Annotated in this window: 20 protein-coding genes; 7 read left to right on the top strand and 13 right to left on the bottom strand. The window is 65.6% G+C overall.

Annotated elements, in window-relative coordinates:
- Nucleotides 1-2: 2 nt before the first annotated feature.
- Nucleotides 3-3,641: a cobaltochelatase subunit CobN gene (gene cobN / locus AB0H22_RS18445; RefSeq protein ID WP_358147923.1), complete on the bottom strand. Its 3,639-nt coding sequence runs from the start codon at nucleotides 3,639-3,641 to the stop codon at nucleotides 3-5.
- A gap of 33 nt (nucleotides 3,642-3,674) precedes the next feature.
- On the opposite strand from cobN, the gene cobG reads away from it, so the two are divergent.
- The 3 genes from cobG to AB0H22_RS18430 are packed head-to-tail and all read left to right on the top strand — an operon-like array spanning nucleotide 3,675 to nucleotide 6,979.
- Nucleotides 3,675-4,841, top strand: a complete 1,167-nt coding sequence (gene cobG / locus AB0H22_RS18440) for a precorrin-3B synthase (RefSeq protein ID WP_180751303.1) — start codon at nucleotides 3,675-3,677, stop codon at nucleotides 4,839-4,841.
- A 9-nt stretch (nucleotides 4,842-4,850) separates the two neighbouring features.
- Nucleotides 4,851-5,477 (top strand): precorrin-8X methylmutase, encoded by a 627-nt coding sequence (locus AB0H22_RS18435; RefSeq protein WP_180751304.1) that lies wholly within the window; start codon nucleotides 4,851-4,853, stop codon nucleotides 5,475-5,477.
- Nucleotides 5,478-5,485: 8 nt separating this feature from the next.
- Nucleotides 5,486-6,979, top strand: a complete 1,494-nt coding sequence (locus AB0H22_RS18430) for a precorrin-2 C(20)-methyltransferase (protein ID WP_180751305.1) — start codon at nucleotides 5,486-5,488, stop codon at nucleotides 6,977-6,979.
- Here the strand turns inward: AB0H22_RS18430 and AB0H22_RS18425 are convergent.
- From AB0H22_RS18425 to AB0H22_RS18410, 4 genes are read right to left on the bottom strand one after another with little or no spacing between them, the layout of a single operon-like run.
- Nucleotides 6,951-7,679: a cobalt-precorrin-6A reductase gene (locus tag AB0H22_RS18425; RefSeq protein ID WP_358147995.1), complete on the bottom strand. Its 729-nt coding sequence runs from the start codon at nucleotides 7,677-7,679 to the stop codon at nucleotides 6,951-6,953. The genes AB0H22_RS18430 and AB0H22_RS18425 overlap by 29 nt on opposite strands.
- A gap of 9 nt (nucleotides 7,680-7,688) precedes the next feature.
- The gene (gene cobM / locus AB0H22_RS18420; RefSeq protein WP_358147919.1) at nucleotides 7,689-8,444 is read right to left on the bottom strand and encodes a precorrin-4 C(11)-methyltransferase; all 756 of its coding nucleotides are present in this window, start codon (nucleotides 8,442-8,444) and stop codon (nucleotides 7,689-7,691) included.
- Nucleotides 8,441-9,733: a precorrin-6y C5,15-methyltransferase (decarboxylating) subunit CbiE gene (gene cbiE, locus AB0H22_RS18415; RefSeq protein ID WP_358147993.1), complete on the bottom strand. Its 1,293-nt coding sequence runs from the start codon at nucleotides 9,731-9,733 to the stop codon at nucleotides 8,441-8,443. The genes cobM and cbiE overlap by 4 nt, the downstream gene beginning before the upstream one ends.
- On the bottom strand, nucleotides 9,730-10,488 hold the full coding sequence (locus tag AB0H22_RS18410) for an SDR family NAD(P)-dependent oxidoreductase (protein ID WP_358147917.1): 759 nt from the start codon (nucleotides 10,486-10,488) through the stop codon (nucleotides 9,730-9,732). Before AB0H22_RS18410 ends, cbiE begins: the two co-directional genes overlap by 4 nt.
- A 35-nt stretch (nucleotides 10,489-10,523) precedes the next feature.
- Between AB0H22_RS18410 and AB0H22_RS18405 the strand changes: the two genes are divergently transcribed.
- Nucleotides 10,524-10,949, top strand: coding sequence for a F420-dependent biliverdin reductase (locus AB0H22_RS18405; RefSeq protein WP_180751307.1), 426 nt, complete (start codon nucleotides 10,524-10,526; stop codon nucleotides 10,947-10,949).
- Here the strand turns inward: AB0H22_RS18405 and AB0H22_RS18400 are convergent.
- On the bottom strand, nucleotides 10,946-12,085 hold the full coding sequence (locus tag AB0H22_RS18400; RefSeq protein WP_358147915.1) for a Xaa-Pro peptidase family protein: 1,140 nt from the start codon (nucleotides 12,083-12,085) through the stop codon (nucleotides 10,946-10,948). The genes AB0H22_RS18405 and AB0H22_RS18400 overlap by 4 nt on opposite strands.
- A 50-nt stretch (nucleotides 12,086-12,135) precedes the next feature.
- Here AB0H22_RS18400 and AB0H22_RS18395 point away from each other — a divergent pair, with 50 nt between their 5' ends.
- Nucleotides 12,136-13,071, top strand: coding sequence for a 5'-3' exonuclease (locus AB0H22_RS18395; RefSeq protein ID WP_358147990.1), 936 nt, complete (start codon nucleotides 12,136-12,138; stop codon nucleotides 13,069-13,071).
- Between the two features lie 59 nt (nucleotides 13,072-13,130).
- On the opposite strand, the gene AB0H22_RS18390 is transcribed toward AB0H22_RS18395, so the two are convergent.
- The 7 genes from AB0H22_RS18390 to pafA all read right to left on the bottom strand — a co-directional run bounded on the left by AB0H22_RS18390 (nucleotide 13,131) and on the right by pafA (nucleotide 21,517).
- A complete protein-coding gene (locus AB0H22_RS18390; RefSeq protein ID WP_180751309.1) occupies nucleotides 13,131-13,853 on the bottom strand; it encodes a DUF4333 domain-containing protein in 723 nt (240 codons plus the stop codon).
- A gap of 79 nt (nucleotides 13,854-13,932) precedes the next feature.
- Nucleotides 13,933-16,701 carry an RNA helicase gene (locus tag AB0H22_RS18385; protein WP_180751310.1) on the bottom strand — a complete coding sequence of 923 codons (2,769 nt, stop codon included), beginning with the start codon at nucleotides 16,699-16,701 and terminating at the stop codon, nucleotides 13,933-13,935.
- The gene (tatC, locus tag AB0H22_RS18380; protein ID WP_358147912.1) at nucleotides 16,698-17,630 is read right to left on the bottom strand and encodes a twin-arginine translocase subunit TatC; all 933 of its coding nucleotides are present in this window, start codon (nucleotides 17,628-17,630) and stop codon (nucleotides 16,698-16,700) included. The genes AB0H22_RS18385 and tatC overlap by 4 nt, the downstream gene beginning before the upstream one ends.
- A 45-nt stretch (nucleotides 17,631-17,675) precedes the next feature.
- On the bottom strand, nucleotides 17,676-17,936 hold the full coding sequence (tatA, locus tag AB0H22_RS18375) for a Sec-independent protein translocase subunit TatA (protein WP_180751582.1): 261 nt from the start codon (nucleotides 17,934-17,936) through the stop codon (nucleotides 17,676-17,678).
- A gap of 57 nt (nucleotides 17,937-17,993) precedes the next feature.
- A complete protein-coding gene (locus tag AB0H22_RS18370; protein ID WP_358147909.1) occupies nucleotides 17,994-18,974 on the bottom strand; it encodes a YafY family protein in 981 nt (326 codons plus the stop codon).
- Complete coding sequence (locus tag AB0H22_RS18365; protein ID WP_358147907.1) at nucleotides 18,971-19,996, bottom strand: YafY family protein; 1,026 nt, start codon at nucleotides 19,994-19,996, stop codon at nucleotides 18,971-18,973. Before AB0H22_RS18365 ends, AB0H22_RS18370 begins: the two co-directional genes overlap by 4 nt.
- Before the next feature lie 162 nt (nucleotides 19,997-20,158).
- Nucleotides 20,159-21,517 (bottom strand): Pup--protein ligase, encoded by a 1,359-nt coding sequence (gene pafA / locus AB0H22_RS18360; RefSeq protein WP_180751314.1) that lies wholly within the window; start codon nucleotides 21,515-21,517, stop codon nucleotides 20,159-20,161.
- Nucleotides 21,518-21,681: 164 nt separating this feature from the next.
- On the opposite strand from pafA, the gene AB0H22_RS18355 reads away from it, so the two are divergent.
- Both AB0H22_RS18355 and AB0H22_RS18350 read left to right on the top strand, forming a co-directional pair.
- Entirely contained in the window at nucleotides 21,682-22,926 is a 1,245-nt protein-coding gene (locus tag AB0H22_RS18355) for a glycosyltransferase (RefSeq protein ID WP_180751315.1), read from the top strand.
- Between the two features lie 74 nt (nucleotides 22,927-23,000).
- Complete coding sequence (locus AB0H22_RS18350; RefSeq protein ID WP_358147904.1) at nucleotides 23,001-24,476, top strand: amidase; 1,476 nt, start codon at nucleotides 23,001-23,003, stop codon at nucleotides 24,474-24,476.
- The last annotated feature ends 70 nt before the right edge of the window (nucleotides 24,477-24,546 follow it).

The following is a 24,546-nucleotide window of genomic DNA, read 5'->3' as shown; positions in this document are numbered from 1 at the left end:
TGCTACGACTCCAGCTCGCCCTCGGTCTCGAGGAACACTCTTCGCAAATCATCCAGAACTTGCTGATCGGGCTTCTCCCACAGGCCCCGGCTGGCGGCCTCCAGCAACCTCTCCGCAATGCCGTGCAACGCCCAGGGATTGGACTGTTGCATGAACTTGCGGTTCTGTTCGTCGAGCACATAGCTGTTGGTGAGCTGCTCGTACATCCAGTCTGCCATCACGTTCGCGGTGGCGTCATATCCGAACAGGTAGTCGACGGTCGCGGCCATCTCAAAGGCGCCCTTATAGCCATGACGGCGCATTGCCTCCAACCATCGCGGATTGACCACACGTGCACGGAAAACCCTTGTGGTTTCTTCAGATAGCGTGCGGGTACGCACCGCGTCCGGTCGGGTGTTATCGCCAATGTACGCCGCCGGCGCCTTGCCGGTGAGCGCCCGCACCGCGGCGACCATACCGCCGTGGTACTGGAAGTAGTCGTCGGAGTCGGCAATATCGTGCTCGCGGGTGTCGGTGTTCTTGGCCGCCACCGCGATCCGGCGATACTGGTGGCGCATATCCTCGCTCGCGGCGGCACCGTCGAGCCCACGACCATAGGCGAATCCGCCCCACGCGGTGTAGACCTGCTCCAAATCGGAGTCGTTGCGCCAGTTTTGACTGTCGATCAGCTGCAGCAGCCCCGCCCCATAGGTTCCGGGCTTGGAGCCGAAGATGCGCATGGTGGCGCGTCGCCAATCCCCATGTTCGGCGCGATCGGCCTGCGCGTGTGCTCGCAAGTAGTTCTGCTCGGCAGGTTCCTCGAGCCCCGCCACCAGCGCGACGGCATCATCGAGCATCGTCACCACGTGCGGGAAGGCATCGCGGAAAAATCCGGAGATACGCACCGTGACATCAATTCGCGGGCGCCCAAGTTCTGCCAATGAAATGATCTCCAAGCTCACCACACGCCGAGACGCATCGTCCCAGACCGGCCGAACACCCAGGAGCGCAAGAACTTCGGCGATATCGTCGCCCGAGGTCCGCATTGCCGAGGTTCCCCAGATCGAAAGCCCCACGGACCGCGGCCAATTTCCGTAGTCGGCGTGGTACCGCTCCAACAGCGAATCGGCCATCGCCCGCCCGGTCTCCCAGGCCAGCTTCGACGGAACCGCCTTGGGGTCTACCGAGTAGAAGTTGCGCCCGGTCGGCAACACGTTGACCAGCCCACGCAGCGGCGAGCCGGAAGGCCCGGCCTCGATGAATCGGCCGTCCAAGGCCCGCAAGACCGCATCGATCTCACCGTTGGTCCCGTTGAGCCTGGGTACCACTTCGGTGGCCGCGAATCGCAGGATCTGCGCGACCTGCGGGTCATCGGTGAGACCGCTGACCGCATCCGGATTCCAGTCCGCCGCCTGCAGCGCGACCAGCAGCGAATGTGCTTGCTGTTCAACCTCGTCCACCCGCGTGCGGTCGTCGGTGCCGTCCTCGGCCAGGCCGAGCGCCTGACGCAATCCAGGTACCGATTGCTCGCCGGCCCACATCTGCCGGGCGCGCAGGATTGACAGCACCAGATCAACCTGGGCCGCACCTTCGGGCGCACTGCCCAGGATGTGCAGACCGTCGCGGATCTGCACATCCTTGATCTCGCAGAGCCATCCGTCCACATGCAGCAACATGTCGTCGAAGACGTCCTCGTCGGGGCGCTCCTCCAGTCCCAGATCGTGGTCCATCTTCGCCGCACGCATCAGCGTCCAGATCTGTTGGCGGATGGCCGGTAGCTTCGCCGGGTCCAGCGCCGAGATGTTCGCATGCTCATCGAGCAACTGCTCCAAACGCGCGATATCGCCATAGGTTTCGGCTCGGGCCATGGGCGGGATGAGATGGTCGACAAGGGTCGCATGTGCGCGCCGTTTGGCCTGGGTACCCTCGCCCGGATCGTTGACCAGGAACGGGTAGATCAACGGTAGGTCGCCGAGGGCGGCATCGGTAGCGCAATCCGCCGACAGCCCAACGGTTTTCCCGGGCAACCACTCAAGATTGCCATGCTTGCCAAGGTGCACCAAGGCGTCGGCACCGAACCCACCCTCCTCACGCGGGGCCGACAACCAGCGATACGCGGCGAGGTAGTGGTGGCTGGGCGGCAAGTCAGGATCGTGGTAGATGGCTACCGGGTTTTCCCCGAATCCACGGGGCGGCTGTACGAGCAACAAGGTGTTGCCTGCCTGTAGCGCAGCAATCACAATATCGCCATCGGGGTTGACGCTGGTGTCGACGAACAGCTCCCCCGGCGGCGGGCCCCAGTGCTCGACAACCTGCTCGGCGAGCCCGGGCGACAACCGGGAGAACCACTCCCGGTACTGCCGTGCCGGTACGCGAATCGGGTTGCCCGCCAACTGTTCCGCGGTGAGCCACGCCGGATCTTGGCCACCCCGCTCGATCAGGGCGTGAACCAGCGTGTCACCGTCGCCCTCGCCGGCGGGTCGGCCGGTTGCGGGTAGTCCGGGAATGTCACCGTCGGCGCCCACGTCGTAGCCCGCCTCACGCATCGCGGTCAGTAGCGCCACCGCGCTCGCCGGGGTATCCAGGCCCACCGCGTTGCCGATCCTGGCGTGCTTGGTGGGGTACGCGGAGAACACCAACGCAATCCGGCGCTCATCGGCGGGTATCGATCGAAGTTTCGCATGCCGCAAGGCGATACCTGCCACCCGTGCGCAGCGCTCAGCGTCGGGAACGTAGGTGATGAGCCCGTCGCCGTCGATCTCCTTGAACGAGAAGGGCACGGTGATGATGCGGCCGTCGAACTCGGGGACGGCAATCTGGGTGGCGACATCCAACGGACTCATGCCGTCATCGTTGGCATCCCAATCCTCGCGGGGGCTGGTCAGGCATAGCCCCTGCAGAATCGGGATATCAAGGGCCGCAAGGTGGGCGACGTTCCAGTCGTTATCGGCTCCTCCAGCACCCACGGACGCCGGGGTGGCCCCACCGGCGGCGAGCACGGTGACCACCATGGCGTCGGCGGCCGCCAACGCTTCCAAGAGCTCGCGAGGCGCGGTGCGCAGCGACGCGCAGTACACCGGAAGTGCCCGTCCCCCACCGTTCTCGATCGCGGCACACAACGCCTCGACGTATCCGGTGTTGCCGGCGAGCTGCTGCGCCCGGTAGTAGAGCACCGCGACGGTGGGTCCGTGAGAAGAGGAATCGGCGGCCTTGCTCTGCCTTTCCAACACTCCCCAGGCCGGGTTCGCGGCCGGTGGCTCGAAACCGAATCCCGTCATCAAGACGGTGTCGGATAGGAAGGCGTGCAATTGCTGTAGATTCGCCGTCCCGCCCTCGGCCAGGTATCGGTGCACCTGAAGTGCGACCCCGCCCGGGACGGTGGAGCATTCCATGAGCTCGGCATCGGGGGCCTGTTCACCCGAGACCACGACGGTCGGCACGCCGGAGGCGATGACGGCGTCGATGCCCTCTTCCCAACCGCGGCGGCCACCGAGAAGTCGAATGACCACCACTCCCGCCTCGTTGAGAAGGCCGGGCAGGTCGTCGAGGTGGATGCGAGAAGGGTTGGCCCATCGGTAGTTCGCACCACTGCCGCGCGCGGTCAGCAGGTCGGTGTCGGATGTCGACAACACCAGGATGGCGGGAGGCGGGGCGTCTTTCACACCCCATTCGTACCGTAGTCCTACGGTAAGTAGGTGACCCACTCCAGCCCGGATGACGCGTGCCCCGGTGCGCTGCGTCTGCATGAGGCGGCTGATGGGCCGTTGGCACGGATACGGCTGCCCGGGGGAATGCTGACATCGGGGCAGCTGGGAGCGTTGGCCGAGGCCGCCGGGGACTTCGGTGCGCCGGTCTTGGAGCTGACCTCGCGCGGCAATCTCCAGATTCGGGCGATTCGCGATGCCGAGGCCGTGACCGGCCTGCTGGCAGCGGCTGGGCTGCTGCCGTCTCCGAGCCACGAACGGGCACGCAACATCGTGGCCTCACCGCTGTCGGGCCGCGTCGGCGACTTCCCCGACATTCGGCCCCTGGTTCCAGCGCTCGACTGCGGGCTCATCGCATCCCCCATCCTCACCGAGCTGCCGGGCCGGTTCCTGTTCAGCCTCGACGACGGTCGCGGCGACCTGGCGGCCATGGGTGCCGATATCGGATTGCGGCATGAGCCCGGAGGGTGGCGGCTGTTCCTCGCCGGGCGCCCCGCCTCCGAATGCCGCGACGCCCCCGAAGCCGCCGTCGAACACATGCTCGCGATCGCCGAGACCTTCGTACGAATTCGGGGAAACGCATGGCGTGTCACGGAACTACCGAACGGTGCGGAAACACTCGCCGATGCGATCGGCGTATCTCTGTTGGAAGGCCCACCCGATACGGCATCCGCACCGCACGCACCCGTGGGATGGATCGAACAGCATCCCGAAAATGGCGGCGTTGGCGACGACGGCTTGGTGACGCTTGGTGCCGCGGTTCCGCTGGGTCAGCTGACCGCGAGCGTGGCGGCGCTACTGGCCGCGGCCGAGAAACCCGTCGTCATTACCCCGTGGCGATCTGTGCTGCTCTGCGATCTGCCCCACGAAGACGCCGATGCGGTACTGCGGGTGCTGGCACCCATGGGCCTGGTGTTCGACGAACGGTCTCCCTGGCTGAATATCAGTTCGTGCACAGGATCGCCGGGGTGCGGGCGCTCACGAACCGACGTGCACGCCGATGTGCGTCTCGAAGTGACCGAGGAGCTGGCGAGCGGTATCCATTCACCGGTGCACCGGCATTGGGTCGGCTGCCCGCGAGCCTGCGGTAGCCCTAGTACTGGGCAGGTGCTGGTGGCGACGGAACTGGGTTATCGACCACTGGAGCGGCACCCGTAGGGTTAGCGCGTGCTGGACTACGTGCGGGACGGAGCCGAGATCTATCGGCTGTCGTTCGCGACCATCAGGGCCGAGGCCGACCTGTCGGCGTTCCCGGATGATGTCGCGCGCGTGGTGGTCCGTCTCATCCACACCTGCGGGCAGGTGGATCTGCCGAGCGAGATCGCCTTCACCCCCGACGTCGTGACGCGCACCCGGGCAGCCCTGGATGCCGGTGCCCCCATCCTGTGCGATTCGTCGATGGTCGCGGCCGGTATCACTCGCTCGCGCCTTCCCGCCGCCAATGAGGTGGTGTCGTTGGTCGCCGACCCCCGTGCCGCAGACCTGGCTCAGCGCACCGGCACCACTAGATCTTCTGCTGCCGTGGACCTTTGGGCTGATCGACTGCCCGGTTCGATCGCCGCGATCGGCAATGCCCCCACCGCCCTGTTCCGAATCCTCGAACTCCTCGACGAAGGGCTGGCTCCCCCGGTGGCCATCCTCGGCGGGCCAGTCGGTTTCGTCGGCTCGGCGCAGTCCAAACAAGAGCTGATCGACCGGCCGCGCGGCGTGGACTACCTGTTGGTGCGGGGTCGCCGGGGCGGCAGCGCGATGGCCGCCGCCGCGGTGAATGCGATTGCGAGCGACCAGGAATGACTCATGACATGACCGATCCCGACGACCCCCGCGGCACCCTCTGGGGTGTCGGCCTGGGCCCCGGCGATCCCGAGCTGGTGACCGTGAAGGCCGCCCGAATCATCGGCGAGGCCGACGTGGTGGCGTTCCACAGCGCGCGACACGGCCGCAGCATCGCCCGTTCGATCGCCGAACCGTATCTGCGGCCTGGACAGATCGAGGAACACCTCGTCTATCCGGTCACCACCGAGACCACCGACCACCCGGGCGGATACCGCGGTGCGATAGACGATTTCTACGAAGAGTCCGCGAATCGGATTGCCGCCCATTTGGATTCCGGCCGGAACGTGGCGTTGCTCGCCGAGGGCGACCCGCTGTTCTACAGCTCGTACATGCACATGCACCGGCGCCTGACCGACAGGTTCCATGCGGTGATCATTCCCGGGGTGACGTCGGTGAGCGCCGCATCGGCAGCGACGGGGACACCGCTCGTCGAGGGCGACGAGATTCTCACCGTCATCCCCGGCACGCTGCCTGCCGACGAAATCGTCCGCAGGCTACGCGATTCCGAAGCTGCGGTGATCATGAAGCTGGGGCGCTCCTACGGCGCCGTGCAGCAGGCGTTGGATACGGCAGGCGTGCTGGACCGCGCGTATTACGTGGAGCGGGCCAGCACCGCACGACAGCGGGTACTACCGGCGGCCGAGGTCGACCCGTCCTCGGTGCCGTACTTCTCGCTGGTCCTGGTTCCTGGAGCGCAAACCACCACCGACACCGAGCTCGACGGGATGGTGACGGTGGTCGGCCTGGGACCGGGCCATCACGATTGGACCACCACCGAGGTGCGCCGGGAACTGGCGCGTGCCACCGATCTCATCGGCTATGGCCCGTACCTAGATCGGATCCCGGCCCGCGACGGCCAAATTCGTCACGCCAGCGACAACCGCGACGAACCGGCGCGGGCCGAATTGGCGTTCACACTCGCGGCGGGCGGCCGACGGGTGGCAGTCGTGTCCTCCGGAGACCCCGGCGTGTTCGCGATGGCTGCGGCGGTGTTGGAAGAGGCCCGGGCGTGGCCGGATGTCAGGGTGCGGGTACTTCCGGCGATGACAGCGGCACAGGCGGTGGCCAGCCGAGTCGGGGCACCCCTCGGACATGACTATGCCGTGATCTCACTGTCCGATCGTCTCAAGCCGTGGGAGATCATCGAGTCCCGGTTGCGTGCCGCGGCCGCGGCCGATCTCGTGCTGGCCGTGTACAACCCGGCCTCAAAGTCACGGACATGGCAGGTTGCATCCATGCGTGATGTGCTGCTCGAACACCGCGACCCGGCGACCCCGGTGGTACTGGGACGTGATGTCGGTGGCGCAGGAGAATCCGTGCGAGTGACCACGCTCGGTGAGCTCGACCCGTCGGTGGTGGACATGCGCACCCTGCTGATCGTCGGCTCGTCGCAAACCCAGTGGCAAGAAACCGATTCCGGGCCGCTGGTGTTCACACCGCGTCGGTATCCCGCTCAATAACCCACCGCTGCGCCTCGTCCACGGTGGACGCCGCGCTAACGTTCTCCGGCAGGGGCGGCCTGTCGATCATCACGACTGGAATATTCAGCGCCGCAGCGGCTTCCAGCTTGGCCGAGGTCATCGTTCCCCCGCTGTTCTTGGTGACCAGCACCTCGACCGCGTACTGGCGCATGAGCTCCGTCTCCTCGGCAAGCGTGTAGGGCCCGCGGGATAAGAGCAGATGGTGCCGCTCAGGTAGCTCATCGGCGGGCACTGCCTCCACCACCCTGATCAGGAACCAGGCATCGGAGAACAAGAATGCCCCGATACTGGACCGCCCGGAGGTCACGAAGACTCGCGAAAAGCCCTGCGCGGTCACCACATCCTTGGCCTCCACCGCCGAGGACACGATGGTGGCATCCCCTGCCGGCCAGGGCGGACGACGCAGGATCACGTGCGGAATGCCCAATCGGCCGCATGCCGCAGCCGCATTCTCGGTGATGGTCGCGGCGAACGGGTGGGTGGCATCGACTACCGCATCAATAGCGTTGTCCAGCAACCATTCCCGTAGCCCGGCCTCGCCACCGAAACCTCCGATACGCAGCGCGCCCGCCGGTACCGCCGGATTGCGTACCCGGCCCGCCAGTGAGGTGGTGACATCGAACCGGGGCACCAGTCGCTCGGCCAGCTCACGGGCCTCGGCCGAACCTCCGAGGATCAAGATTTTCATCTAATGCGTCGCCCCTCTCCGGCGTCCGGCCGAATACAGGTAACTATCGGTAAACCCCTCTGCCGCAAGCGCCTTCCCGACAAAGATCACCGCCGTCTTGGTGACGCCCGACTCCTTCATCTGATCCGCGATATCGGCGAGGGTGCCCCGCAGGATGATTTCGGATGGCCAACTGGCATAGGCGACCACCGCGGCCGGCGTATCCGACGGGTATCCCCCCGCGACGAGATCGGCCACGACGGTATCGATCTGAGCCGCAGCCAGATGCAAGGCCAGCGTCGCCCCCGGCGCGGACAGGGCTCGCAGATCCTCGCCCGCGGGCATCGACGTGGACAGAGTCGACACCCGGGTAATCGTCACGGTCTGTGCGACGCCGGGAACGGTGAGCTCCGCACCCAAGGCCGCAGCCGCGGCGGCGAAGGCGGGGACGCCCGGCACGATCTCATAGCCGATGCCCAGGGCATCGAGTCGACGACGCTGCTCGGCGACGGCGCTATACAGCGAGGGATCGCCTGAGTGCAGCCGGGCGACATCCAATCCCTGTGCGTCGGCAGCGGATAACTCCTCGATGATGGCGTCTAAGGTCAGTGGCCCGGTGTCGATGATCCGGGCGCCCGGCGGGCATCCCGCGAGCACGTCCCGCGGCATGATCGACCCCGCGTAGAGGCATACCGGGCATCGTTCGAGGATGCGTTGCCCGCGTACCGTGATGAGATCGGCGGCACCCGGTCCGGCGCCGATGAAGTAAACGGTCATGGATGACCCGCGTGCGGGATGCCATCGATTGTCGGCTTTTCCGCGCTCCACTGGGTGACGGGCAGCCGGGATCTCCAGCTGGTGAAGGCCCCGAGCGGGGCAGCCTCCTCGACGCGATACCTGCGCAGCTCTCCACCATGGCGGGAATACCATTGCAACAAAAGCGCTTCGGATTCTGCGGTCACCGCGTTGACGACGATCCGCCCCCCGCCCGGTAGCCACTCCCAGCACGCCTCGAGCAGTCCGGGCCTTGTCACGCCACCGCCGACGAAGATCACGTCCGGAGCGGCGGCCCTCTCGAAATCCTCTGGCGCCGAGGCGAAAGCCTCGATATCGACACCGAATTTCCTCGCGTTGGCTGCGATGGCGGCCCGTCGGGAGGGTTTGACCTCGAAGGTCGAGGCGCTGCAGCCGGCACCGCTGCGCGCCCATTCGACCGCGATGGTGCCGGATCCGGCACCCACATCCCAGAGCCGCTGACCCGGCCGCGGTGCCAGCGACGCCAACGTGACCGCCCGGATTTCGCGTTTGGTGATCTGCCCGTCGTGATCGAAGACGTCATCGGGCAGCCCGGCGACCAACGGTAGGACGGTGCCATCCCCTGCCGGAACGTATTCGACGGCAATGATGTTCAACGCATCACCCGGTGCGGCGTGCCAGTCGCGGGCAATCCCCTCCACATGATTCTCGGCCGCACCGCCCAGTTGCTCCCACACCGTCAACCGCGAAGCCCCCAGTTCGGCGTCGGTCAAGATCCGCGCCAGCTCCGCCGGGGTATCGGCGTTGCGGCTGAGCACCACCGCCCGCCCGCCGTGCCGTAGCGCCGTGACGGCCGGCGCGTTGACCAGGCTGACGACTTCGACATCGTTGACTGCCCAACCCATTCGAGCGCAGGCCAGCGACACACTCGATACGTGGGGCAGCACGTGAACCCGCCCCGCACCGAACAGGCGAGTCAACGTGGTGCCAACGCCGTGCAACATGGGATCGCCGCTCGCGAGGACGTGGACGTCACCGAGACCGTCGAACATGGTGGGCAGGGCGGGCAGCAGCGGTGATGGCCACCCGCGACACTCGGCCGTCAGGGATTCTTCCGCCAGCAGTTCCAACTGCCGCAATGAACCGAAAATAACTGATGCACGCTGCAATTCACGGCGGGAGCGCAATGACAGCCCGTCCACCCCGTCGGCACCGATTCCGACCACCGTGATCCGCTCACCCATCGGTTCTTGATGCTCTTCACCCGAGAGGTTCATCGGCGCTTGATGCTCTTCGCCCAAGCGGCTCATCGCGGCATCCTGCGCCATACCAACGACGGTACCCACCGCATGACGAATGCGAACGACCCCAGCGCCCGCGGAATCCAGACAGTGCGCTTCCCGTTGTGCAGCGCCCGCACGGTCGCCTCCGCCACCTGGGCTGGCGTGCTCGACAACGGGGCCGGCGACATCCCCTCTGTCATCCGGCCGATTACGAAGCCGGGGCGAGCAATCAACAGGTGCACACCGGAACCATCCAGTGCGTCGGCGAGCCCGCTTGCGAAACCGTCCAGCCCGGCCTTGGCCGACCCGTACACATAGTTGGCGCGCCGCACCCGCCACCCGGCGATCGACGAGAACACCACCACAGCGCCTCGACCGGCGCCGCGCATCCGGACGGCCAGATCGGTCAGCAACGCGACCTGCGCCACGTAGTCGGTATGCACGATCGCCGCCGCGTACCCGGCATCGGTCTCCGCCCGGGACTGATCGCCCAGCAGTCCGAACGCGAGCACCGCCACACCGATGGCTCCGTGTCGCTCGATGATCGAGGCCAGCACCGATTCATGGGTATCGACCCGGTCGGCGTCAAACTCGATGCAGTCCACCGCGACGGCCCCGGCCTCGCGAACGCGTAGTTCCTCGTCGCGCAGGTCATCTGCTCGCCGCGCAGCCAGGACCACGGTGTTCCCCGGCGCGAGGCGAGTCGCCACCTCAACGCCGATTTCGCTGCGGCCGCCGAAAATCACTACAAGCTGGCCGGGGTGTCGCACCGTGTCGGTCACGTCAGCGATTATGTCCTGCGCTAGCGTAAGAGTTGATGTCGAACACCCCTACGACCCGACTTACCGATGATGCGCTGGCGTTTCTCTCCGAGCGCCATCTGGCCATGCTGACCACCCTGCGGCAGGACAACAGCCCGCATGTGGTGGCCGTCGGTTTCACCTTTGACCCCGCAACCCATATCGCGCGGGTCATCACCACCGGCGGCTCGCAGAAGGCCGTCAACGCCGAACGCGGTGCCGTCGCGGTGCTGAGCCAGGTCGACGGTGCCCGCTGGCTCTCCCTGGAGGGCGCGGCCACCGTTGTCACCGAGAAGGACGCCGTACGTGATGCTGAGCTGCGTTACGCGCAGCGCTACCGCACCCCGCGCGTCAACCCGCAGCGTGTGGTCATCGAGGTGAAGATCGAGCGGGTGTTGGGCTCCTCGGATCTGTTGAACCGAGGAGACGCTGCGGCCGATTAGCGGCCGAACGGTACCACCGTCAGGCCGTGCGGCCGTGAATTCACGGACTCACAACCGTTTTCGGTGATGACGACGATGTCTTCGATCCGCGCGCCCCACTGCCCCGGGAAGTAGACACCCGGCTCGATGCTGAACGCCATACCCGGCTCCAGGATCACGTCATTGCCCTCCACGATGTAGGGCTCTTCGTGCACCGACAAACCGATTCCGTGTCCGGTGCGATGCACGAACGCCTCCCCCATCCCCGCCTCGGTGAGGATCCGGCGCGCGGCGGCATCGACGGACTGGGCGGTCACCCCGGGGCGAGCAGCCTGGACGGCCGCCTGCTGTGCATGCTCAAGAATCGAAATCCGCTGAGCCACATCGGGGTCGGGATCACCGATGCTGTACGTACGAGTGCAGTCGGAGTTGTAGCCCGGCTCGTAGCTTCCGCCGATGTCCACCACCACAATGTCCCCGAGCTGTAACTCACGGTCGGAGCACTCGTGGTGCGGATCGGCACCGTGCGGACCGGAACCGACGATGATGAAGGCGACCTCCGAATGCCCCTCGGCCACAATCGCTTCAGCGATATCTGCGGCCACCTCCGCCTCCGTGCGTCCCGGCACCAGAAGCTCGGGCACCAGCGCGTGCACCCGATCGATGGCGGCGCCAGCCTTACGGAGCGCATCGATCTCGGAGGCGTCCTTGACCATCCGCAATCGACGCAACACCCCGGTGGCCAGTACCGGCACAGTCCCGATCAGGTCGGTCAATGGGAGCAGATGAAGCGCGGACATCGACTCGGTGACCGCGACTCTGCTCGACTCCCTGTCCGAAGCCCCCAGCGCCGCGCAAACCAGCTCGTAGGGGTTATCGCCGTCAATCCAGTCGCTGATCGGGATGTCGAGGTCGCCGATCGCCGAATCCTTCAGCGCCGCAAGCTCCATCCGGGGGGCGACCACGGTGGGCGTACCCGATGCCGGCACCACCAGCGCGGTGAGCCGCTCGAATGTCTGCGCGCGCGACCCGGTGAGGTACCTCAGGTCGTATCCAGGCGTAATAACCAACCCCGTCACTCCGGCGGTCGCGGCCTCCTGGGCGGCACGCTGCAGGCGGTTGGCGTACACATCGGATTCGAAACGCTGGACTGCCATGCGGTCCAGGTTATCTTGGGGCCGTGTCTGAAGATCTCACGCGGCCCGTCCTGCTCCTCGATGGCGCCTCCCTCTGGTTCCGCTCTTATTTCGGGGTTCCGGATTCGATCAAGTCCCCCGACGGCAGACCTGTCAACGCCGTGCGCGGGTTCCTCGACACGGTGTCGCAGCTCATCACCCTGCATCAACCGCATCGGCTGGTGGTGTGCCTGGACCTGGACTGGCGTCCGGCCTGGCGGGTAGCCGCGATTCCCTCGTACAAGGCGCACCGCGTGGTTGAGCAAAACTCCGCCGCCGTCGATGTCGAAGAGGTACCCGACGAGCTGACACCCCAGGTCGACATGATTGCCGCGATGCTGGATGCATTCGGTATCGCTTCGGCCGGCGCACCCGGATTTGAGGCCGACGACGTGCTGGGCACCCTCGCGGCGACCGAACGTCGGGATCCCGTGATTGTGGTCAGCGGTGATCGCGACCTGCTCCAAGTGGTCACCGACGCCCCGGTGCCCGTCCGCGTCTTCTACATGGGACGTGGATTCGCCAAGGCCACGTTGTTCGGCCCAACCGAGGTGTCCGAACAGTACGGAGTGCCCGCCGACCGAGCGGGCGCGGCATACGCGGAGCTGGCCCTATTGCGCGGCGACCCATCCGACGGGCTACCCGGTGTGGCCGGCATCGGCGAGAAAACCGCCACCAAGCTGCTTGCCGAGTACGGATCGCTGGCCGACATCCGCGCCGCGGCCGACGATCCAAAAACGGGGTTGCCCAAGGCGGTCCGCGCCAAGCTGCTGGCGGCGACCGACTACATCGCGGCCGCCGAACCGGTGGTGCGCGTGGCGGTGGATGCGCCGGTGACGATCGACCGGGACAGCGACGCGTTACCGCTGACGGCGCGCGATCCGCAACGAGTCGCTGAGCTAGGCGCCGAATTGGGCATCGGGTCGGCGATCAAACGCCTACAGAAAGCGCTGGACGGACTCCCCTAAAAGAAAAACGCCGAGTGCATACCTTCCCGGTGTGCACTCGGCGTTTCAGCGAAAGCCGGTTACTTTGGTCGGCCTACCTCGTAGGTGCCCTTGTCGTTCTGGAACGTCACGGTGACCTGGCGCTTGGTGCCGTCGATGCTGACATCGCAGCTGAAGGTGGCGCCCTTCTTCACCTCGGGGTTGTTCCCGTCGTTGCACTTGACGTCCTTGACGTTCTTGGCGCCGTACCCGTTGGTCTCGTCGGTGAGAACCTTGGTCACACCTTCCTGGGCTTTGTTGACGTCCAGGGTGGTGGTCATGGCCCATCCGGGGGCCAGGAAAGCGGTGATCAGCACCACGATCAGGATCACGGCGGCGGCGACGATGCCGCCGATGATCGCAATGGTCTTGGTGGAACGCTGTGGCTTACCGGCACCGAACTGCGGGAACGGCTGGCCTTGCTGCGGCTGCTGTCCATACTGGGCTGGGTATCCGGGCTGCTGGCCGTACTGTCCCTGCTGGCCGTAAGCACCGGGCTGCCCGAACTGGCTCGGATCGCCGAATCCCTGCTGGGCAGGCTGCTGCTGGCCGAACTGGCTCGGATCCCCAAAGCCACCAGCCGGGAAACCCGGCTGCTGGTACTGCGGATACTGCTGTCCCTGACCGTAGGCCGGCTGCTGTGGCCAGCCCTGCTCACCCTGCTGCGCGGGATCTGAGGATTGCGGTGTCTGCCACGGCTCTTGGCCTTGCCCAGGCTGCGGCGCCCACTGTCCGCCAGGTTCCGTTCCCTGTGGACCGCTCATCGTTCCTCCCGTGTCGCGACATTGTTTCTTACCGGTGTGTACGAGCGTGCTGACGCTCCACCTTAGCGTTTGCTCGACCTTATGTGCCATCAACGGCGACGACGCCACGCCGCACGTCGGTAACCGCAGCCCTCGCCGCCGAGCGAACATCGGCATCCGGGGCCGCCTTATGGATCTGGTCGAGCAGATCCACCACCTGCCGGCACCACCGCACGAAATCACCGGCGGGAAGCGGGGTGCCCGTGTCGCCGACTGCGTCCAAGGACGCCGCCAGGTCGCCAGTGGTAGCCCATCTGTATACCGCCGCGACGAAGCCCTCATCGATCTCGCGAGTCGGGGAGAGCTGGTGCTGTTGTTCGTCACGTCGCAGCCGTGCCAGGGCCCGGTGGGTCTCGGCAAGTGCCGCGCGCAGCGCGGCCGTCGGCGCATCTCCCGTCACCGACACCGCGTCACCACGCGATTCGAACAACACCGCCGATGCCACCGCGGCCAGCTCGGCTGGTTTCAGCCCCGCCCACAGCCCACGTCGCAGGCATTCGGCTACCAGCAGGTCGGTCTCGCTGTAGATGCGAGCCAGCAGCATGCCGTCCTTGGTGACTTTCATGTCGAGCTCGGGACTGCTCTCGATGTATCCGCGTTCGGTGAGCAGCGCCAGAATCCGATCGAAGGTGCGCGCGAGTGAATTGGTCGCCGCCGAAACCTTCTTCTGCAGTTGTGCGTTATCGCGTTCGATGCGCAGATAGCGCTCCCCCGTGCGCGCCAACTCCTCGCGTTTGGGGGCGCGATGCACCGGATTTTCCCGGATTTCGCGGCGTAACCGCTCGACTTCGGCTCCCAGATCCGAGCCGTCGGCGTCTGCATCGTCCTTGCGCCGCGCGCCGGGTTGCGGTCTGCGGACCCGGCCCTCGTCGATGGCCGAGCGCAACGCCGACGCCACGTCACGTCGCACCCGGGGCTGACGATGCTCGACGCGCTTGGGTAGCACGATAGATCCGAGCGGTTCGGCACCTCCCGAGTAATCTGCCGATGAAATCCTTCCGGCCCAACGATTTTCGGTCAAGACCAGCGGACGAGGGTCATCGCCGTCAGCGGCGGGCTCCAGCACCACCGCCACACCGTTGCGCCGACCGTGCGGGATCGCGATGACATCACCCCGTTTGAGCGCGGCCAAGGCATCGTTGGCGGCACCACGGCGTTCGAGCCGCGAAGCGCGTGCGGCGGCTCGCTCGTGTTCCGTGAGGCTGGCGCGCAACCGAACGTACTGCAGTACAGAACTGTCTTGCCCGCCAAGCTCATTGGCGATCTCGTCGAGCATTTTCTGACCGCGTTCGATTCCGCGCACCAATCCCACCACGGAACGGTCGGCCTGGTACTGAGCGAAGGATCTCTCCAGCAGTTCACGTGCCGGCTCCGGGCCCATGCGGTGCACCAGATTGATCGTCATGTTGTACGACGGAGCAAAGGAACTACGCAGCGGGAAGGTGCGCGTGGACGCCAGGCCTGCGATCTCGCTGGGCTCCACATCGGGTGTCCACAACACGACGGCATGTCCCTCGACGTCGATTCCGCGCCGCCCCGCTCGTCCCGTCAACTGGGTGTACTCCCCCGGGGTCAACGGGGCATGCTGCTCTCCGTTGAACTTCACCAACCGCTCCAGCACCACCGTGCGCGCCGGCATGTTGATCCCCAATGCCAGTGTCTCGGTAGCGAATACCGCCCTCACCAGCCCCTTGGTGAACAGCTCCTCGACGGTCTGCCGGAATACCGGCAGCATGCCCGCGTGGTGGGCGGCGATACCGCGCAGCAGCCCGTCACGCCACTGCCAGTACCCGAGCACATCCAGGTCGCCCTCGGGCAGTCCTTCGGTGCGGCGGTCGATGACGGCGACGATCTCCCGCCGTTCTTCCTCCGTGGTGAGCCGTAGCCGGGACCGAAGGCATTGCGCAACAGCACCATCGCATCCGGCACGCGAGAAGATGAACGTGATCGCCGGAAGCAGGCCGTCTTCGTCGAGCCGGGCGATTACCTCGGGGCGCGATGGCGGACGGTAAAGGGTGGGCTGAGATCCAGATGAACGGTGCTGCGGGCCGTGACGGCGTGGGCGGTCAAAGTCGGCGAAGCGATCGGCCTGGCGGCGCTGAGTGATGTACCGGGTGAGCTCGGGGTCGACATCAGAACCTGATGCTCTTCGCCCAAGGGGCTCATTGCCATAATCGAAGAGGTCGAAGAGACGCCGTCCCACAATGACGTGCTGCCATAAGGGGACCGGCCTGGTTTCGTCGACGACGACCGTGGTGTCGCCGCGGACGGTTTTGATCCAGCCGCCGAACTCCTCGGCATTACTCACCGTGGCCGACAAGCTGGCCAGCGCGACGTCCTCGGGCAGGTGCAGAATCACCTCTTCCCACACCGCACCGCGGAACCGGTCCGCCAGGAAGTGCACCTCATCCATCACGACGTACGAAAGACCATGCAGCGCCGGCGAATCCGAATACAACATGTTCCGGAGTACCTCGGTGGTCATCACCACCACCGGAGCATCGGAGTTGATCGACGAGTCGCCGGTAAGTAGACCGACCTTCTCTGGCCCGTACACCGACACCAGGTCGTTGTACTTCTGGTTGCTCAGCGCCTTGATGGGGGTTGTGTAGAAACATTTGCGCCCGGCCGCCAACGCCAGGTGCACCGCGAATTCTCCGACGATGGTCTTACCCGCACCGGTAGGCGCGCACACCAGCACACCGTGCCCGCTTTCCAACGCGGTGCACGCGCGCACCTGGAAGGGATCGAGGGCAAAGCTCAGCCGTTGGGAAAACTCCGCGAGCGCGTCAGTTCCGATGCCGGTCACTTGCCCATGTTGTCAAACCGCTCGGGACGTCCGATCGGTTCGGGTGTGGCAATGGCCTCTGGAGCCTCCAGAGCGGACGCTTCGTCGTCGCGCAGCGCCTGCGCCGCCTCACGCTTGGCCTTGCGCTTGTCGTGCACGCGGGCGATCTGGATGGAGAACTCCAGCAGCAGTGTCAGCGCGAGGCCCAGAGCCGTCATCGAGAACGGATCGGCTCCCGGCGTCGCGAAGGCCGCGAACACGAAGAGGCCGAAGATGATGCCGCGGCGCCAATTCTTGAGCTTGTCGTACGACAACATCCCCACGAAATTCAGCATGATGAGCAGCAGCGGGAATTCGAAGCTGACACCGAAGACCAACAGCAGGTTGATCAGGAAGCTGAAGTACTCGTCACCCTTGAGGCCGGTGACCTGAACGTCGCTACCGACGGTCAAGAGGAAGTGCAGGGCCTTGGCCAGCACCAGGTAGGCCAAGAACGCGCCGGTGACGAACAGCACTGCGGCGGCGGTCACGAAGATGACGCCGAACTTGCGCTCGTTGCGGTACAGGCCCGGAGTGATGAAACGCCAGATTTGGTACAACCACACCGGGCAGGCCAGCACCACACCGGCCGTCAGCCCCACCTTGAGACGCAGCATGAACTGCTCGAAGGGGGCGGTAGCCAAGAGGCGGCAGGCGCCGTCGACGCTGAGATTGGCCCGCGCGCTCGCAGGCAGCGAGCAGTACGGTTCACGCAGCCATTCGCCGAGGCTCTCCAGACCGAACATCGTGTGCTCGTACCAGACGAATCCGATGATGGTGGTCAGCAAAACCGCCGCCACCGAGATCAGCAGACGTGTGCGCAGCTCATGCAGATGCTCGACGAGCGACATGGTGCCGTCGGGATTCTTCGGTTGTCGGCTCAGCCGGAGAGCGGCCAGGACCTTGTTCATGAACCCATGACCTATCCGGCCGACCTAACCCGCGGCGAAACGCGGCTAGGCAGTGGGCTTGTGACCGGGCGTCGTTTCGATGGGCGGTGCTTCCACCGATGTAGCGGGAGGCACTTGCTGCTGCTCCACGGCTTGTGGAGCACTCTCGGCGCCCTTCCCATCGTTCTGTAGTTCCTTGACTTCCGACTTGAAGATCCGCAGCGACTTACCCAGCGAACGCGCGAGGTCGGGAAGCTTCTTGGCTCCGAAGAGCAGCGCGAATACGACGATAACGATTACCCAGTGCATGGGTTGTAGACCGCCCAATGTGGTCACCTCCAGACGTCGTGTATGCCCTGAATGCTACCCCAGGGCTCGCCGCGGTCAGCTGGCCCGATACGCCGCCAGCGCCACCGCAGCATCCCCTCGTACCCGCCGCGCCAACGATTCCGGCGCCAGCACCTGGATCGCCGAACCGAATCCGAGGATCAGCCGGGCCATCCAATCCTCGGAGGCATAGGTCATGGCGGCCTCCACCGATCCGTCGGCGTGCTGGGCACCGGTGGGACGCATCGGGAAGTAGTCGAAGACCCAGGATGCGCTCGGGGCGACGAGCACCGTCGCCGCAGGAAGCGAAGGATCGGCCTCGAAGAGTCCGGTGTCGGTAGCCGTCTGGACCGCCGGTGCGGGGGGCGCGGCTCGCTGGTCGAGCACCTCGGCCTGTTCGATCCTGTCGAACCGGAATAACCGCACACCCTCGGAGGCTCTGCACCACGCCTCCAGGTAACTATGGTCCCCCACGACGGCGATGCGGATGGGGTCGACAATCCTCTCCGACAACGCATCTCGCGATGCCGAGTAGTACTCGATGCGCAGCGCCTTACGATTGCGTACCGCCGAGCGCACCGCGGATACCGCTGCGGACTCGGTGGGGGCGGGTGTCTGCGCGGTCTCATCGGTGTCTAAACCTCCGCGCGCGAGCGGCTCATCGCCGGCGCCGGCGGCGTCCTCGATCTTGGCGATCGCACTGCGTGCGGCCTCCGGATCGACAGTGCCCGGCATATCGATCAGCGCGCGCAGCGCGACGAGCAGCGCCGTCGCCTCGGGCGAGGTGAGACGCAGCGGGCGGTCGATACCTGCCGAGAAGGTGACCTCGATGCTCTCCTCCGAGAAGGACAGGTCAATCAGGTCACCGGGTCCGTAACCGGGCAGACCACACATCCACAACTGATTCAGATCCGCCATCAGCTGTTTGGTGGTGACGCCCAGGTCGACGGCGGCGTCGGCGGCGCTGATACCCGGATTGGCCTGGAAGTACGGGACCATATTCAGTAATCGCGTCAAACGGTTGGACAGCTCGGTCATGCCGAAACCCCATTCGATCCTCTTCGCGCAAGCGGCTCATCGGCCGCATGCTCGCGGAGACGGGCCACAACTTCGTCGCGCACCGGCCCCGGCTCCAGCGCCACCGCGTCAGCCCCGTGGGAGGCAATCGACCGGACCAGCCGGTCGGGCGAGGCAACCTCGATCTCGACCACATCCCCGTCGCGCTCCCCTAGCCGGTGCGGTTCCACAACGACACCCATCCGGCGCAGCTCCTGGGCACGCCCCTCGGCGATCCACACCCGCGCGGTGATCCGCACCGGCCCGTCACCGACAGCGTTGGCGACGATGGCACGCAGATCCACACCCTCGGGACGCCGTACCGTCCCCGGTTTATCCAGCATCGCGACGTCCTCCCCGATCCGGGAGAGTCGGAACGTGCGGGTGGCGTTCCGGTCCCGATCGTGTCCGACGAGGTACCACCGACCGCGGTCGGTGATCACACCCCACGGCTCGACGGTGCGTAAGACATACGGCTCCGCACGCGAGGGACGATGCCCGAATTGCACGGCCTGACCGGAGTCGATGGCGGACAATAGGATTCGCAGTACCGATTCCGATCCGCGGCCGCCGGGCATGGCGGCGGGTGCGGCCACCGACACGTTCTCGGCGGCAGGGTCGACGTCCACCCCCGCCGCGCGCAGCTTCATCAGCGCGCCCTGCGCGGCGGTGACCAGCTCGGGCGATTGCCACAGCTGAGTGGCGACCGCGACAGCCGCGGATTCGTCGGCGGTGAGGGTGATATCTGGTAGCTCGTAGGCGTCACGACGGATCCGGTAGCCCTCGGTGGCATCGAAGGACGACACCTTCCCCGTCTCCAGCGGGATACCCAGGTCGCGCAGTTCGTTCTTATCCCGCTCGAACATCCGGCTGAAGGCTTCATCACTCGGCGAGTCCGAGTAACCCGCCACGGACGCACGGATTCGTTCGGCGGTGACATAGGTGCGTGTAGACAGCAGGCAGATCACCAGGTTCATCAACCGCTCGACTTTGGAGATCGCCACGGCGGAAAGCTTAGAGGACTATGGCGTGTTTCCTGCCAGCACTTTAGGGGGTGTTGCGAAAGTTTGTTCGAGCCGTTTCTGCCGAGATGACATCCATGAGGCCGATATCGACGAATTCCCCAGCCACAATGTCATCTCGGCGCGGGAGCCGGAACCAACAGCTCACATGCTGGCGATGAGGCGTTCCACCCGCTCGTCGACGGACCGGAACGGGTCCTTGCACAACACGGTGCGCTGAGCCTGATCGTTGAGCTTGAGGTGCACCCAATCGACCGTGAAATCGCGTCCGGCCTCCTGGGCCGCGGTGATGAAATCGCCGCGCAACTTCGCCCGGGTGGTCTGCGGCGGCTGGTCGACCGCGGCCTTGATCTCCTCGTCGGTGGTGACGCGGGCGGCCAAACCCTTGCGCTGCAGCAGGTCGAAGACGCCACGACCGCGTTTGATGTCGTGATAGGCCAGATCCAGCTGGGCGATCTTCGGGTCGGACAGCTCCATGTTGTAGCGGTCTTCGTAGCGCTGGAACAGCTTGCGTTTGATCACCCAGTCGATCTCGGTATCGATCTTCGAAAAGTCTTGACCCTCAACGGCATCCAACGTGCGGCCCCACAACTCGACAACCTGCTCGATCTGCGCATTGGGTTCGCGGGTGTTGAGGTGCTCGACGGCGCGGGCGTAGTACTCGCGTTGGATGTCCAGCGCGCTGGCCTGGCGTCCCCCGGCAAGCCGGACGGGGCGGCGTCCGGTGAGGTCATGGCTGACCTCACGGATCGCCCGGATCGGGTTGTCCAGCGAGAAGTCGCGGAAGGCCACTCCCGACTCGATCATCTCCAGCACCAGTGCCGCGGTGCCCACCTTGAGCATGGTGGTGGTCTCGGACATATTCGAGTCGCCGACGATGACGTGCAGGCGCCGGTACTTCTCGGCATCGGCATGCGGCTCATCGCGGGTATTGATGATGGGGCGGCTGCGGGTGGTGGCCGAGGACACGCCTTCCCAAATATGTTCGGCGCGTTGCGATAAGCAGAACGTCGCCGCCTTCGGGGTTTGCAGCACTTTGCCCGCGCCGCAGATCAGCTGGCGAGTGACCAGGAACGGCAGCAACACATCGGAGATTCGGGAGAACTCCCCTGCACGCACAATGAGGTAGTTCTCGTGGCAGCCGTACGAGTTGCCTGCCGAGTCGGTGTTGTTCTTGAACAGATAGATATCGCCGCCGATGCCCTCGTCGGTCAAGCGCTGTTCGGCGTCGATGAGCAAGTCTTCCAGGACACGTTCTCCGGCGCGGTCATGGGTGACCAGCTGCACCAGGCTGTCGCATTCGGCGGTGGCGTACTCAGGATGGCTGCCCACGTCGAGGTAGAGCCGGGCGCCGTTGCGCAGGAAGACGTTGGAACTGCGGCCCCAGGACACCACGCGGCGGAATAGATAGCGGGCGACCTCATCCGGGCTTAGGCGGCGATGACCGTGAAACGTGCAGGTGACGCCAAACTCCGTTTCGATACCCATGATCCGACGTTGCACATATCGAGCCTACTGGGTGACCTCGGCCACGGCAGGGAGGCTGGCCTTTCTCACGGGCTTCTGTCTGGGTATCTCAGCAGCATGACCGGCGATCCGATACGGTTCGGGGCGGGTTGGGCCCGGTTTCCGCACGCCGTATTGGCACACAACGACAGGTTTCGACGATGCATGTAGCGCTGTTCACCGATCTTCACCCCGAGAGCCTGGGCGGGGCACAGATCTCGGTGGCGCGGCAGCGTCACGGCCTGGAACGGCTCGGCCACAAGGTCACTGTGTTCACCGCCCCCTTGGCCCACACCGCCGACCCCGATCCGAACGTCGTCGAGGTCAAGCCTGTGCCGTTTGTCGCCGAGGCGATGCGCAAGTTGGGCAAGCATGACGACTTCACCTTCGTCTGGCCGGGTGCGGCGAACGCCGAACTCATCGATCGGGAGATTCGGGCCCGCCAGCCCATCGACATCATCCATAGCCAGGGCGATTTGGGTGTCTGCATCGCGGGTGTGGAGGCGGCCCACCGCCACGGCATCCCCGTCGTGCAGACCAAGCACACCCGGTACGACGTGTACTTCGAGAAGGCCAGCCCCAACCCGCTGCTATTGGCGTGGATCTTCAGCCAGATGCAGGAACGCCACCTACCCAAGGACTTCCACCTGACGACAGTTCAGGAGTCCGCGGCATCGCGGCGGGCGTGGCAGCTGATGATGGCTCAGGCGCAGGCGGTGGACCACGAGATCACCCCGACCACACATTTCGCTCAGGCCCTCACCGACCGGGGCCTGCGTCGGCCGATTTCGGTCGTATCGAACGGCGTCGACGACGAGCTCGTGGATATCGCGCGCGAAGCGGCGGATGACAAGCCGACCGATGATGAGCCGCTGCGGCTGATCTGGTGCGGTCGCCTGTCCCCGGAGAAGCGGGCGCTCGAAGCGGTGAAGGCGGCAACTCAGGTCAAGAACTGCATCATGGACATCTACGGTGACGGTCACCTGGAACACGCCATTAAGAAGTATGTCGATTCGCATGGAGCCTCCAACCGGATCCGGTTGCGTGGCCGGGTCAGCCAGGACAGCTGCCTGGCGGCGATGGGGGCCAGCAGCGCCCTGTTGTTCACCTCCTACGGTTTCGATACCCAGGGCCTGGTTCTGCTGGAGGCGATTTCGATGTCCACTCCGGTCATTTTCTGCGACGGGGTCCTGGGCGAATCGGTCCCGGAGGGCGGCGGCTTGGTGACGGAGAACGAGTCCGTCGAGGCGATCGCAGCGGCCATCCGGTCGCTGGCCGATGACCGCGCCAAGCTGCGCCAGATGACCGAGGTTGTCGCCGCGCACCAGGACGAGCCGCGGCAGTCGTTGCAGACCGAGAAGATCGTCGCGATCTATAACGATGTGCTGTCGAAGGCACGCGCCTGATCAGTTGAGGCGACCGCAGTGTGGATACGAGCGTAGCCACTGGAATGTGGTCCCCGAGCGCATAATCTGGTCTCGTGGACTTCACCGAATACTCCCAATACGACGCCACCGGCCTAGCGGAGCTGGTTGCCACCAAGCAGGTCACACCCGCCGAGCTGCTTACTGCCGCCCGCGCCCGTGCCGAAGCCGTCAACGGCAAGATCAACGCCATCGTGCGCGATATCCCGGAGGCAGACCAACAGGTCGCCGGTGACCTGAGCGGACCGTTCGCGGGGGTGCCCTTCCTCATCAAGGATCTCGGCCAGGACTACAAGGGGCACCCGACGGCGGGAGGCTGCCGGGCGTTGTCCACGATCCCCGTCGCGGAGAACTCCACCGTCGTGCAGCGCTGGCTCGATGCCGGCCTCGTCATCTTCGGCAAGACCAACACCCCCGAATTCGGCTCGAAGGGCATCACCGAGCCGGATCTGTTTGGGGCGAGCCGTAATCCGTGGGATCTCAACCGCACCCCGGGTGGCTCCTCGGGCGGTTCCGCCGCTGCGGTGGCAGCGGGAATCGTGCCGGTGGCGGGCGCCAGCGACGGCGGTGGGTCGATCCGCATCCCGGCGGGATGCTGCGGGCTGGTGGGCCTCAAGCCCGGCCGCGGTCTGGTGCCGATGGGTCCGATGGCCGGCGAGCCGATGCACGGTGCGGCCACCGCGGGGACGGTGTCGCGCACAGTTCGCGACACCGCCGCAATGCTCGACGTCATTGCGGGCCCAGAGCCCACCTCGCCGTATCTGCCTGCGGTACCAGAGGATTCGTACGCATCACAGGCCGGCCGGGACCCCGGCAAGCTGCGGATCGGCGTGCGGGTCCCTACTGTCATCACCCCAAACCCCGATCCGGCCGCGGTGGCCGCTGTCGAGAACGCCGTCCGCATCCTGACTCACCTGGGTCACGAGGTAGAAGAGGTCAGCGCTCCCTATGACGACGGACAGCTCGCACGCGATTTCCTGCTGACCTGGTTCGTGCATGCCGCGTACGAGGTGGACCTCACTAAGCAAATGACCGGTGCCGGTGACGAGGGATTCGAACGTGACACCCTGCTCATCGCGGCGCTCGGCCGCACCACCAGCGGACCCGATTACGTTGCGGCCGTGGAGCGCCGACACAACTATGTGCGAGAGCTGGCGACATTCTTCGGTGACTATGACCTGCTGCTGACGCCGACGCTGGCCAAGATCCCACCAAAGATCGGCGAATTCGATCTCCCGGCACCGCTCGCGGCGGTTTCCGATGTGCTGCTACGCACCAAGACCGCTCGCTTGCTCAAGTACGCCAACATCGTCGACAGCATGATCAACGACAATCTCGGGTGGGTTCCGTACACCCAGTTGGCGAATCTGACTGGGCGCCCGGCAATCTCGTTGCCGCTCTATCAGACTCCGCAGGGGCTGCCGCTCGGCGTGCAGTTCGTCGCATCCCTCGGTGGCGAATCACAGCTCATACGGTTGGCCGCTCAGCTCGAAGCCACCGAACCGTGGGTGAACCGGCGCCCCGCGCTGTAGGGCGGTAATGTGGACACCGGGCGTGCAGGAACGCCCGGTGTCCGCCCGAAGAGGCTCAGCCTCCCTGTCT

Origin of the sequence: Mycobacterium sp. NPDC050853 (assembly GCF_040653875.1) — a bacterium.
GTDB lineage: Bacteria > Actinomycetota > Actinomycetes > Mycobacteriales > Mycobacteriaceae > Mycobacterium.
Note: the sequence above shows the minus strand (reverse complement) of the source record. Positions and strands in the feature narration are given on the sequence as shown.

Bases quoted from the DNA above. Each gene is read 5' to 3' on its own strand.
- AB0H22_RS18355 (WP_180751315.1), top strand. From the start codon at position 21,682: ATGCATGTAGCGCTGTTCACCGATCTTCACCCCGAGAGCCTGGGCGGG.
- cobM (WP_358147919.1), bottom strand. From the start codon at position 8,444: ATGACCGTTTACTTCATCGGCGCCGGACCGGGTGCCGCCGATCTCATC.
- AB0H22_RS18370 (WP_358147909.1), bottom strand. From the start codon at position 18,974: ATGACCGAGCTGTCCAACCGTTTGACGCGATTACTGAATATGGTCCCG.
- AB0H22_RS18390 (WP_180751309.1), bottom strand. From the start codon at position 13,853: ATGAGCGGTCCACAGGGAACGGAACCTGGCGGACAGTGGGCGCCGCAG.
- AB0H22_RS18405 (WP_180751307.1), top strand. From the start codon at position 10,524: ATGTCGAACACCCCTACGACCCGACTTACCGATGATGCGCTGGCGTTT.
- tatC (WP_358147912.1), bottom strand. From the start codon at position 17,630: ATGAACAAGGTCCTGGCCGCTCTCCGGCTGAGCCGACAACCGAAGAAT.
- AB0H22_RS18400 (WP_358147915.1), bottom strand. From the start codon at position 12,085: ATGGCAGTCCAGCGTTTCGAATCCGATGTGTACGCCAACCGCCTGCAG.
- cbiE (WP_358147993.1), bottom strand. From the start codon at position 9,733: ATGAGCCGCTTGGGCGAAGAGCATCAAGCGCCGATGAACCTCTCGGGT.
- AB0H22_RS18430 (WP_180751305.1), top strand. From the start codon at position 5,486: ATGACCGATCCCGACGACCCCCGCGGCACCCTCTGGGGTGTCGGCCTG.